This window comes from Providencia sp. PROV024, assembly GCF_032709665.1.
Classification (GTDB): Bacteria; Pseudomonadota; Gammaproteobacteria; order Enterobacterales; family Enterobacteriaceae; genus Providencia; species Providencia huashanensis.
In genome coordinates, this window is record NZ_CP120545.1 from 2,825,416 (window position 1) to 2,837,520 (window position 12,105).

General features: G+C 36.8%; 8 protein-coding genes, 1 tRNA gene and 1 pseudogene. 5 read left to right on the forward strand and 5 right to left on the reverse strand.

The genetic code is table 11. The annotated features are described in order from the left end of the window. Positions 1 to 327: 327 nt before the first annotated feature. Positions 328 to 1,647 carry a long-chain fatty acid transporter FadL gene (gene fadL / locus P3L56_RS13050; protein WP_042844549.1) on the forward strand — a complete coding sequence of 440 codons (1,320 nt, stop codon included), beginning with the start codon at positions 328 to 330 and terminating at the stop codon, positions 1,645 to 1,647. Positions 1,648 to 2,212: 565 nt separating this feature from the next. On the opposite strand, the gene mlaA is transcribed toward fadL, so the two are convergent. Continuing rightward, positions 2,213 to 2,965: a phospholipid-binding lipoprotein MlaA gene (gene mlaA, locus P3L56_RS13055; protein ID WP_042844550.1), complete on the reverse strand. Its 753-nt coding sequence runs from the start codon at positions 2,963 to 2,965 to the stop codon at positions 2,213 to 2,215. Between the two features lie 777 nt (positions 2,966 to 3,742). Between mlaA and P3L56_RS13060 the strand changes: the two genes are divergently transcribed. Then, positions 3,743 to 3,817 (forward strand) — tRNA-Arg (locus P3L56_RS13060). A gap of 131 nt (positions 3,818 to 3,948) precedes the next feature. Here the strand turns inward: P3L56_RS13060 and P3L56_RS13065 are convergent. The 4 genes and pseudogenes from P3L56_RS13065 to P3L56_RS13080 all read right to left on the reverse strand — a co-directional run bounded on the left by P3L56_RS13065 (position 3,949) and on the right by P3L56_RS13080 (position 8,242). Then, a pseudogene (locus P3L56_RS13065) lies at positions 3,949 to 4,373 on the reverse strand (GNAT family N-acetyltransferase). Positions 4,374 to 4,490: 117 nt separating this feature from the next. Next, on the reverse strand, positions 4,491 to 5,024 hold the full coding sequence (locus P3L56_RS13070) for an MltR family transcriptional regulator (RefSeq protein ID WP_042844554.1): 534 nt from the start codon (positions 5,022 to 5,024) through the stop codon (positions 4,491 to 4,493). A 95-nt stretch (positions 5,025 to 5,119) separates the two neighbouring features. Continuing rightward, the gene (locus P3L56_RS13075) at positions 5,120 to 6,280 is read right to left on the reverse strand and encodes a mannitol-1-phosphate 5-dehydrogenase (RefSeq protein WP_042844555.1); all 1,161 of its coding nucleotides are present in this window, start codon (positions 6,278 to 6,280) and stop codon (positions 5,120 to 5,122) included. Between the two features lie 12 nt (positions 6,281 to 6,292). Then, positions 6,293 to 8,242, reverse strand: coding sequence for a PTS mannitol transporter subunit IICBA (locus P3L56_RS13080; protein WP_272686058.1), 1,950 nt, complete (start codon positions 8,240 to 8,242; stop codon positions 6,293 to 6,295). A gap of 757 nt (positions 8,243 to 8,999) precedes the next feature. Here P3L56_RS13080 and P3L56_RS13085 point away from each other — a divergent pair. Genes P3L56_RS13085 through P3L56_RS13095 form a run of 3 tightly spaced genes read left to right on the forward strand, consistent with a single transcriptional unit; the run spans position 9,000 to position 12,097 of the window. Next, the gene (locus P3L56_RS13085; protein ID WP_166696650.1) at positions 9,000 to 10,505 is read left to right on the forward strand and encodes an asparagine synthase family protein; all 1,506 of its coding nucleotides are present in this window, start codon (positions 9,000 to 9,002) and stop codon (positions 10,503 to 10,505) included. A 2-nt stretch (positions 10,506 to 10,507) separates the two neighbouring features. Then, positions 10,508 to 11,260 carry an enoyl-CoA hydratase/isomerase family protein gene (locus P3L56_RS13090; RefSeq protein ID WP_198860748.1) on the forward strand — a complete coding sequence of 251 codons (753 nt, stop codon included), beginning with the start codon at positions 10,508 to 10,510 and terminating at the stop codon, positions 11,258 to 11,260. Positions 11,261 to 11,275: 15 nt separating this feature from the next. Further along, the gene (locus tag P3L56_RS13095) at positions 11,276 to 12,097 is read left to right on the forward strand and encodes a TauD/TfdA dioxygenase family protein (RefSeq protein WP_048607560.1); all 822 of its coding nucleotides are present in this window, start codon (positions 11,276 to 11,278) and stop codon (positions 12,095 to 12,097) included. Positions 12,098 to 12,105: the final 8 nt, after the last annotated feature.

Genomic DNA, 12,105 nt, shown 5'->3' on the forward strand with positions numbered 1-12,105 from the left:
TAAGTTGCTATCATAACGCTTAAAAAGTGCTAAAAACTAGTGTGTATCAAAATATATCACTAAAAATTAAACATAAGTTTGATCTTACCCCGCGCTTGCTTGTTTATTACTCTTAATTGGTCATTTTATGTTGCCATTTTGTTAAATGTGTCGCATTTTTGCAAACGGAATCGAAATAAACACAAAACAAGCTTGCAACATATCAGGTGGTCAGACCTATACTCTAGTAACTGGTCTGATTTGTCATAGCGGCAAGGGACCCTACAATTCTGCGCTTCTTGCGATAGAAGTCGCTTTATTCAAATAAAACATAAGAGGGTTTTGGTCATGAGCCAGAAAAACCTGTTTTCTAGATCAGCTTTAGCAATAGCAGTGGCAATCGTCTCCTCCAACGCAGGTGCAGCTGGTTTTTTGCTTAATGAATATTCCACATCTGCACTGGGGCGCGCGTTTTCTGGGGCTGGTGCAATGGGCGACAACGCAAGTGAGGGAAGCCGTAACCCTGCAGCCATGATGTTGTTTGATCGCCCTTCTCTGTCTGTCGGTGCTGTATATATTGACCCAAGTGTTGATATTAAAGGTAAAGGCGGCTCACCATTGGGTAGCAATACGACAGCAAACGATATCGCACCGAGTGCTGTTGTACCGAATGCTCACTTTATTTTTCCAGTTAATGATAAATGGGCAGTTGGGACTTCAATGACCACTAACTTTGGTTTAGCAACTGATTTTAATAAAAACTATGCTGCGGGCCCTATTGGCGGTAAAACAGATCTAAAAACTGTTAACTTAAATTTAAGTGGCGCATACCGTGTTAATAACAATTTCAGTTTTGGCTTAGGTGTTAATGCAGTCTATGCTGATGCAGAAATCACTCGGCATGCGGGTGATTTAGGTGCTCTAGCACCAATTATTAGTCAAGGGCAATTACCGGCCTTTCCTGGCAGCACCACTATGGCAAAATTGACAGGTGATGATTGGGGTTATGGTTGGAATGCGGGTATCTTATACGAAATTAATGATGATAACCGCTTAAGTTTAAGCTACCGTTCTAAAGTTAAAGTTAAGTTTGAAGATGGAAAATTCTCAAATGATATTCCTAAAGGAATACCAGACCTATACGGTACGGGCGGCGAAAAAGTTAAAGGTAAATTAGACCTTAATCTACCTGACGTTTGGGAATTCTCAGGTTACCACAAAGTCGCACCTAAATGGGCTCTACACTATAGTGTAGCTTATACAGGCTGGAGTGAATTTAAAGAATTAACCGCCTACCAAAAAAGTGATGGTAGAGAGTTATTCCATAAACCAGAGCATTTTAAAGATGCATGGCGTTTAGCATTAGGTACTACTTATTTCTATGATGATAACTGGACATTCCGTACCGGTATCGCCTATGACCAGACACCTGTACGTTCAGAATACCGTTCAATTTCTATCCCAGACCAAGACCGCTACTGGTTAAGTGCTGGTACAACTTATGCATTCAATGAAAATGCCTCTGTCGATGTGGGGATTTCTTATATGCATGGTAAGAAAGTCAATATCAGTGAAAAATTGCTGGAACGACCTGGTTCCCCTGTTTATAACTTCAAATCTGAAGGCTCCGCTTGGTTATATGGTGTAAACTTTAACTACGCTTTCTAATTTATTAATTTTAGTGAGTATCAGCGGAAACATCCCTGATACTCACTTACCTCCCACACCTTCACTCCCTAATTAAAATTTCATCTTGACCCCAGCTGTCATTGCATGTAAATTAATTGTTAAATAGGTTAGTTTCATTCTATTCATTTCGTCATCTACAATTAGCTTTCAAAACTTTACAAGTTTAAGATAAATCGCTTTATATATCATAAAATTAACAGTTACTCTCTGAATGTTCTTATTTGCAAGCACAACTTAAGTATGTATCTTATACTTACTCATACACACAAAATATGAGCTGTTTCATCAAACTGTATTAATAATGCTATATCTTAACGCTAGTAATAGCTGTGAAAATACAAAGAGGCAACAATGACAAAAACGTAGGGGGTTTTTATGGGAACACTATTTACTATAGGCTTTATTGGTGTATTAGGGGTAATCGCCTTGATTGACACCGTCTCTCAACGAGGAAAGCAAGACAATGATTAGTTTTTTATTTATCACTCTCTAGTATCAAACGTATACAAGAGAGTGATAAACCTTCCATGAGCATATCAATCTATTAGTCTATAGAATCGAGCTGGTCCTCAATTGCGGCTGCATTTGGGTTTTCTGTCGCATTCAATGCCCCACCACTCGATAAGAAATCGTTCCGTTGGAAATACGCTTCACGTAACATCAAGTACGGGTCTGAAGAATTTTTCAACAGCCCATCAGAATCCAACAATCTCGCTCGAGTTTCAATACCTTCAAGTGCCCACTTACCCGCCGACATCCAAAATGTCAGATAACTTAACATTGGGTATAAACTATCAGCAAGGTCACCACCTTGTTCTCTCGGTGTAGCACTACCATAGCCAGGCAGAACTACATATGGCCCATAACCTACATCATAATAACCTAATGTATTACCAAAGCGTTTAGGCTCTTCTTTTGCTAATTGCGGGTTAGCCATCGACGCAACGTCAATTAAGCCCCCCATCCCAAACACGGTGTTAAGGAAAAACCGGTTAAAATGTTTAAAACCTTGGGTGACTTCACCACGCAAGAAACTATTCAACATACTTGCGGGTTCTTCAAGGTTGACAAAAAAGTTAGTTAATCCATTACGAGCAGGCATTGGTACATAATCATTCCAAGCAACAGCAACCGGCCTTAAGACATAAGGGTCTAAGACGTTATAGTTGAAATTAAACATCGCTCGGTTAAAACCTTCTAATGGGTCTGAACGCTCATGAGTTTCTGGATCAATGTTACTTGCACAACCTGCAATTAACACTCCAGCCAGAAAGACGCCCGTCATGCGAAACTTCATAACACTTCTCCATTCCCTGCACCGTCCTGCTACGGCACTTTCCACTGTAATAATGAATACGATTATAGTAAGGCTAAAAAAGGGATTTTGTTAACCTTTTTGAGTGATTTGATTACTTAAATATAAATTATACCTTATTTAATCATCTTGTTATTATAAGAATATTGAACAATTAGTCCAAACTACAGATAAGCATTATTATATTTTATAGGGTAATCAAATTATTATATATAGAAATACGATTTATTACGCCTATCAATCGCATTATAAGTTAAAAAACATACTCAATATTTAGCTTCTGACCCCATTATATTTAATCGTCTTTTTACGACCAACCAAACCAATATTCATTAGTATAATTAATGCACCTAAGACAATTACTATATCAATATTATACCAATGGGACAGTGATTAGTGCATTTTTTATTCAGACAATAACTATTTGAGTTAAACCATATCATCTTGATTTATAAGACCGCGATTATAACTAACTACAATACATTCAATCTATGTTGAACACTAACCATAGCCACGATATTAGAGCTTGTATCTTTATTGAAAAACATTCAATTAATTCATTAGAAGCATCGAAAGAAATTTTGCTTGTATGCTGATATATAGAAAAGGCTAATCCGTAATCATAAATAGATAAAATTTAGCATAAAAATTGTACAAAAACGCCATTGTGTGCAATTAATTCAATTTATTATACGTAACGACTTGATTCAATTAGAAGTGAACAGTAAAATGCCAAACTCATCCAGTGACACGTCGAAAGTCCCCTTAGTTAAATGGATATAACGAGCCCCTCCTAAGGGCTAGTTGCAGGTTCGATTCCTGCAGGGGACACCATAAACAAGAGCTCCCTCCTTACCGCAACCATAAAAAATCTATATTTACAGCAAGTTAACACTAACCTCAGTGAAATATAGAAAGGGTAAAGTGAGTTTGCATAGTTACATCAGATAGCCATTATAAGGGCACTAACTACTCAATTTAGCTTTAGTAAGATAATGCCTCTGCATACCTGCTTCTGGGAAATCGGGGAGTGACATTTGTTTTACATAGCCAAATTTTTCGTAAAATGGCAAGGCTTGGAAACTGAATGTATCAACTAAACCATGAAGACAACCTACTTTTACAGCCTCTTGCTCAGCAGCGCACATCAACTTTCGGCCTAACCCTTCATTTCTTGCCTTTTCACTAACCCATAAAAAATCTATACAAAGCCAGTTAGCTTTAACCTCAGCAAGCAAACCGCCAACCATTACACCATCATTATCTTTAAAAAAACGCCTAATGAACTAAAACGTTCTGGGTTTAAAAATTGGACATTAAAGCTGCGTAAACCATTAAGAAGTTCATCTTTATCTGCAGGAGTGACGTCATGCGTAACAACAATATTCATTTAATACATCCTAATAACCATTTAATAAAAGGATTATATAATCATATTAATTTCAATTGATAAATAATAAAATGTAGCATAGTAACTAAATAAATATGCGGATATTGATTCATTAGCTTAAAATACATCCGTTTCTATTATTTGAGTAATAAGTGCCGTCACTGATAATACAAGTGATGATTTAATCATTTGCTGAAAACGTTGCTTTTGTAATTCTATAAGCTGTGTATCAACCATATCTTCTGGTTGATCAAAGCGCATCATTTCAGGTAAAGGCCCCATGCAATGAAGCATTTTAATACTGCCTAAAATTTCATCATCAATATAATCTAAATTTAAATCACTTGATAATAATGACTGATTTAAAGCAAGAAATAACTCAATATCTTCATAGGTTTCTCGAGTAATTGCGCCTAAAGCAAATAATAACTTTAAACGAACAGATAGTTCACCTAATGGCCCACTCCCTGTTAAAAGAGGCTCAACTGCATATTTTACTGCATAATCATCCTTTCTAAACACTTTTAACATTAATTTATCAATAGCTTGTGTAATTAACGAAACAACCTCTTGAAAAAAAAGATGTACTTCAGGGCGCCCATTTAACCGCTCAAGAATTTGATTTTCAATGTTTTGTTTATTTTCCATAATAATTTTTTGTCACTTTACAGCTATACAGCTCGTTACTAATTTACTGATAGCTATAAAGTGAACGAACCTCAATAATTAATTTATTATCCGTAATATTACTGGTTACTCAACATCATTAATTGGTATTGAGAACAAATTTTTTCAACAACCTGTGGATATTGCGCTAATGCACAAAATTCAATAACTGCTTGGTAAACCCCGTTTTCATTGATACGTTTTGCCATCTCATTCGCTTGCGGGTCACTATCACACCTAAAATGTAATGCAGCAGCAATACCTATAATCAGATTTTTATTAGGTAATTGGTACTCAAGTGTACCTAATAGTGGCTTAACTAGCCTATCATTTGGACTCAGCTTACGTATTGGTTGACGCCCCACACGGTTAACATCATCTTTTAAATAAGGGTTTGCGAAACGAGTTAATATTTTATCAATATATTGGCAATGGGTTTCTTCATTAAAGCCATAACGTTGAATTAATACTTGCCCACTTTCTTCCATCGCAGATTTAACCACAGTATAAATCTTTGGTTCAGCAATCGCATCGCTAATTGTTTGACAACCATATAACTGCCCCAAATATGCGGTAATGGCGTGCCCTGTATTTAATGTAAATAACTTACGTTCGATAAACGCCATCAAATTATCAGTTAGCTCCATTCCATTAATGGTAGGGATCTCGCCAATAAACTGAGTTTGATCGACAATCCACTCACTAAAAGACTCAACAGTAACATCAAGGGGGTCATCATTAGCCGCCTCCATGGGTGGCACAATACGGTCAACAGCTGAATCCACAAAACCAATATGTCGTTCAACCCATTGGTGTAGTTTCTCTGGTAATTGTGCCAACACATGCTGTTTTAATTGACTACTTCCCCTAACCATATTTTCACAAGCAATAATGTTGAGTGGTTGGGTGTTCCCTAATTCTTCACGATAAATAATACCTTTCGCTAATGTCGAGGCTATTTTTTCAAGAACTTGGGGGCCTACTGCCGTTGTCACCATGTCAGCCATAGCAATAAATTCAATGGTTTTTGGATCATTACTATTAACAGCATGGACATGTTGAACTTTTTCAATACGATTTTCTTGCCCAACAATATGAACTTGATAAGATTGTCTGTGGGCCAATTGGTCAATTAGCGGCTGGTTAACATCGGTAAAAGTCACTTGTGAATTCGCATCCGCTAGTAGTTTGCCAATAAAGCCACGACCTATATTTCCTGCTCCAAAATGAATGACTTTCATTGCTATTCCCCCTTACGCTGCACTTTGAGATGCTAAAATTTCGAGCACTTCTTGAACATCTTGCGTTTCACATAAACGTTCAATAACACCCTCTTCATCAAGTGCGGAAGTGATTCGCGTGATCACTTCAATATGCTCATTATTTTGCGCGGCAATACCAATGACTAAACGAGCAACCTCATCAGGTTCTTCACCAAATTGCACCCCTTCAGGGTATTGGCAAATCACAATACCGGTTTTTAAAACACGATCTTTAGCTTCTATAGTGCCATGTGGCACCGCAATAGATTCACCAAGGTACGTTGAAGTTAATTTCTCCCTTGCTAACATGGCATCAATATAATCAGGCTCAACATATCCACCTTCAACTAACTTTTGCCCCGCAAAGCGAATGGCTTGCGTTTTATTTTCTGCTGTTAGGTTTAAATGAATATGTTTAGCACTTAAAGTAAATAAAGCATCTTCATGTTCAGCAATTTCATAAGATTCATCATTTGCTGCCATAATAGTCTGTTTAATTAAACGCCCATCATTGGCTGCCTTAGGATTTTTTTTAGCAATTAAATTCGTGACTAAATTATTATATGTTTGGCTATCTAAAAAGTTTGTTAAAGAAATGTGCATCGCATTGGGTGCAAATAATTTAGCCCTTTCTGTTAAGTCTTTATGAGTCACAACAATATCAACATTATCGGGTAAATCATTAATAGCCATATTCGTGACTGAGATATCCAATAAACCTGCATCCTGTACTTTTTTAGCTAATACACCAGCTCCCATAGCACTGGACCCCATCCCTGCATCACATGCTACGACGATATTACGCACTCCCATAAAATTAAGTGGTGCGTTTTGGTGACTAGAAACCTTTACTGGTGATTTTGATTGCGTTTTCATATCACGCATCTTTTTGGTTGCGTTATCAAGCTCATCTTCATCACCAGCTCGGGTTCTTTTCAATAAAATGGCTGAAACTAGGAAAGAAACTACCGTAGCACTTGTAACCGATAGAATAACCCCAACTAATGATGATTTCGGTGTCATCAGTAGAACTGCAAATATAGACCCTGGTGAAGCAGGAGAAACTAAACCAGCATTAAAAAGGTTCATAACAAATACCCCTGTCATTCCACCTAGAATAACAGCAAGAATTAACCGAGGATTCATTAATACATATGGGAAGTAGATCTCATGAATTCCACCAAAAAAGTGGATTATTGCTGCCCCAGGTGCTGATTGTTTGGCATTTCCCTTACCAAAAAACATGTAAGCTAATAAAACACCTAGCCCGGGCCCTGGGTTTGCTTCAATTAAAAAGAAAATCGATGAGCCCGTTTCGGCCGCTTGTTGGATACCGAGCGGAGAGAAAATACCATGGTTGATTGCATTGTTTAGAAACAATATTTTTGCAGGCTCAACAAATATTGACGTAAGTGGTAGTAAATTGTTTTCTACCATTACATTCACACCCGCAGCTAATATTTTCGACAAACCAGCCACTAATGGGCCAATAGCAAGATAGGCTAATATAGCTAGCAACATACCGATGATGCCAGAGGAAAAGTTATTCACCAGCATTTCAAAACCTGTTTTGACTTTTCCATCAACCCAGCGGTCAAAACGCTTAATTGCGAAACCACCTAATGGCCCCGCAATCATTGCGCCCATGAACATTGGCATATCCGCCCCAACCACCACTCCCATGGTAGTGATTGCACCGACAATCCCACCCCGCTCACCACCCACTAAACGCCCCCCGGTATAACCGATTAAAAGTGGCAATAAATAAGTGATCATTGGGCCAACAAGTTGAGCTAGTGTTTCATTAGGCCACCAGCCTGTAGGGATAAATAACGCTGTAATTAAACCCCAAGCGATAAAAGCACCAATATTAGGCATAACCATATTACTCAGGAAACGCCCAAAATTCTGTACCTTTAATTTGATATTTGATGTTACCATGATAGAACCCCGTGGTACGAGAATGATAAGGTCATAACGTTATCGCCAAATAACGTCAGTGATTTTTTCAACACTTTCACTCTAGCATGCCGTTTATCAGATGCGTACCACGCGGGCCCTCTGTGACCCCGATCACGCTTATACCCCCACCTCCCCCACCTTTATAGTGATATTGATCACGCAAATCACATGTAGCTTAATTACACTGGCTATTTTTAACGCTAAAAACCGGAAATTTGTGACTCACATCACACAACAAGAAAGCGTGTTTATTTTAAATTAGTGATCAATGTCACTAAATATAACTAGATTGTGGTACACCCATCATTTTTTCAATCTGATAACTCTCCAGTTTGTAATAAAATTACAAACTACTGTCCTTATTCCTTAGGCTAAAAATTAGCAATGAGCTAATAGGTACTAAAACTCATTTTCTATCAAAGTTTATTATCTCACCATAAACTCTAACAATAACTCTTACCACAAATATATTTCCATTATTTAACCCGTAAATTTCAATTATCAAATTATTTAAAATTCTATCGAAAAAATACATATATGAAACATATAAAATATTAAATTAAGTAAAAAAAATGTGAGTTAACCCTAACTTAAATTAATGAAACCACTATTTATCATTGCAAATTTATTTTTTGTTTGTTAAAAACCTTAACGCCATTTATTAATCAGGTTTATATGGTCAAAAATATATCAATTTTGTTTTTTCTGATAATAATACATTATGAGGGATTAGACTTTGAGCACTGAGTTTTGTTTTACCCGCACCTGTTCAGAAAATAAATTAAGTCGTTTAAGTAATGAATTCCATATTACAAATATATCAACTGGCATTTTAATATCTAAAAATAACACTACCATCATTCAATATGAGACAGCTTATTACACTGCATATTTGTTCGGTAATATTTATAATATATCAGTGCTAAAATCAATTCTCGGTAAAATAGAAGGAAGTACTTGGGCACTTAACGAAATTGAAATACTTTGCTTATTAAGAGAAAAGCTAGGGGATACCGCTATTTATCTAGCTGAAGGAGATTTTTGTTTATTTATCGAATATCATAACGGTACGATTGAAGTGATTACCGAATCACGCGGCTTAAACCTTATTAATGTAGTAAAAGCTGAACAATTTTGGATTACTAATTGCTTAAAAATTGTAGGTAACTTAGAAGGAGAAAAAATTTTTGATTTTTCTCCTGAACATGAAATCATCGAAAATACATTCAAAACAGATACATTCTCGCCAATTAGAAATGTTATTCGGTTAAAACCAGGAACGATAAACACAATCACCCATGATGAACAAAATTACCCTTATATTGAAAGTAGACAACTTGCTACTCCAACAAATAAAAATATCATAACACTGAAAAAAGATGTTCTATACCATTTAATTGATATGGAAATGAGGTATTCCATCTCTAGACTTGTTGATAATAATGAATCTATTGGTATTCCACTATCTGGCGGGCTAGATTCTAGTCTTGTCACTGCTTTAGCCTGCCAATACTTTAAAAAAGTAAAAACTTGGTCTATTGGTAGCGAATTAAGTAATGAGTTTGAATTTGCTCAAATTGTTTCTAACGCCTTAGGAACGGAACATGAAGTTAAAATATTGAGTGACGATGAGATAATTAATGGTGTAATTAACGCTATTTATCATAATGAAATTTTTGATGGTTTATCATCAGAAATCCAATCAGGGTTATTTAACGTTTATAAATTGGCACAAGGTAAAGTTAACTCACTCTTAACTGGATATGGCTCCGATTTACTTTTTGGGGGAATATTAAACCCATTAAAAGATTATCAAAACCCCAATAATATCCTTGCTGAACAAGTTTATAGAACCAAATGGACGGGGGAATTCTCTACTCATGGAGCCAATAGTTATGGGCTAAACGTATATCATCCATTTTGGAATAATGGCCTAATATCCCTATGTAAAAATTTAAACCCTGATTTTAAAATCAGAGATCAGGAGGTTAAAAATATCCTCCGCGAATATACCGATAATCTGCATCTTATTCCAAAAGAAATTGTTTGGCGTAAAAAAATAGGTATTCACGAGGGCTCCTCTGTCAACCAATCCTTTGCCAATATCATTGGTACCAGCGCCACCAACTACCAAGCAAAAACTCGATTTAGCTATGCGGTTTATAAGGAGTTTTTGACTGGGAGACTCACCATTGATGAAGCCACGCCAACGAAACTACGTGAAATAATGAAGAGGATTTAAAGATGATTATTGAGCAAGATTTTGAATCGACTCGTTTATTAACATTGGATCATACAAATAAACATAATCCATTCAGTGAAGAGCTAGAAAATGCAATTAAACATGCGCTGGTTAAAGCCGAAGAAGATAGCCGCATTAAATCTATTGTCGTCTACGGTGGTGTAGGTCGCTCCTTCTCATCAGGAGGTGACTTCAATGAAGTCAAAGCACTTTCTGGAGGAGTTGAAGTCGAACGCTGGATAGACCGCGTAATCGATCTGTATCAAGCTGTTTTAAATGTTAGCAAACCAACAATTGCAGCTATTGATGGTTATGCCATCGGTATGGGGTTCCAGTTCGCAATGATGTTTGACTATCGTGTTATGTCTAACCAAGCGCAATTTATCATGCCGGAGTTAAAACATGGTATTGGCTGTTCTGTTGGTGCAGCAATACTTGAGTTTACACATGGTCACTCTTTGATGAAAAAAATTGTTTTTGAATGCGAAAAACTTTCCGCGACCCAATGTCATCAATATCACATTGCCAATCAAGTAACACCAAGCTCGCATCTTTTAAAAACTGCCTTATTGCAGGCTAATGCATTATCGAAATACCCATCAGCAGCTTTCGGTAATACTAAGAAATTGATGAATAAGAGCTTTATTAAAGTATTAGAAAAAACCAGAGAGCAATCTAAGTTAGTACATAAAAACGCCTTCGCTGCGAAAGATGCTCAAGAACATTTCCAAAAAATACTCGGTAAAAACTATTAATTTATAAGGGATTTTATGAATAATAATCTGCAATGGTTACCTGCTATGCCAACTGGCTTCGGTGCAAAAATGTCGGCAAGTCATTTTATTAATTCGGATACCAACAGTATTAAACATCTGTTAATGCGCCAAGGCTTCTTAATTGTAAATAAACTGAATATCGATGCTAATGAATTTCGTGATATATATAGCAAATATGGCACGATTGTTGAGTATGCAGATGAAAAAATAGATGTCGGATTTGGCTACCGCGACACCCTAAAACTAGATGGTGAAAAAGGAAAAATAGTTACCGGTCGTGGGCAGTTACCCTTCCACGCTGACGGAGGCTTGTTACTCTCACAAGTAGATCAAGTATTCTTATATGCGGTAGAAATTAAAAATATGAAGTTTCGTGGCTCAACAACAATTTGTGATCACGTCCTTGCCTGCAATGAAATGCCGAACCATTTACGTCAAGTACTCGAAAATGAAACTTTCGAAGTCAGAGTATTGGAACATGGCTACTATGTTGATGTTTCACCTGCGGGATGGTTTAAAGTCCCTGTCTTTACCGATTTGGGATGGGTGAGAAAAATGCTAATTTACTTCCCATTTGATACCGACCAACCCGCTAGCTGGGAACCCCGAATCGTTGGGTTTACTAAGGATGAAACTCAAAGGTTTTTTACTGAGTTAAGCGCATTTATGAAGTTACCACGTTACTACTACAAGCACTATTGGGAAAATGGTGATTTGCTCATTATGGATAACCGAAGAGTTATTCATGAACGTGAAGAATTTAATGACGATAAAATTATTCGCCGCCTCTACCGTGGACAAACGGCAGATCTTTAAGTTTATTT

Excerpts from the sequence above, each read along its gene's own strand:
- fadL (WP_042844549.1), top strand. The coding sequence starts at position 328 with ATGAGCCAGAAAAACCTGTTTTCTAGATCAGCTTTAGCAATAGCAGTG.
- P3L56_RS13075 (WP_042844555.1), bottom strand. The coding sequence starts at position 6,280 with ATGAAAGTCATTCATTTTGGAGCAGGAAATATAGGTCGTGGCTTTATT.
- P3L56_RS13090 (WP_198860748.1), top strand. The coding sequence starts at position 10,508 with ATGATTATTGAGCAAGATTTTGAATCGACTCGTTTATTAACATTGGAT.
- P3L56_RS13080 (WP_272686058.1), bottom strand. The coding sequence starts at position 8,242 with ATGGTAACATCAAATATCAAATTAAAGGTACAGAATTTTGGGCGTTTC.
- mlaA (WP_042844550.1), bottom strand. The coding sequence starts at position 2,965 with ATGAAGTTTCGCATGACGGGCGTCTTTCTGGCTGGAGTGTTAATTGCA.
- P3L56_RS13095 (WP_048607560.1), top strand. The coding sequence starts at position 11,276 with ATGAATAATAATCTGCAATGGTTACCTGCTATGCCAACTGGCTTCGGT.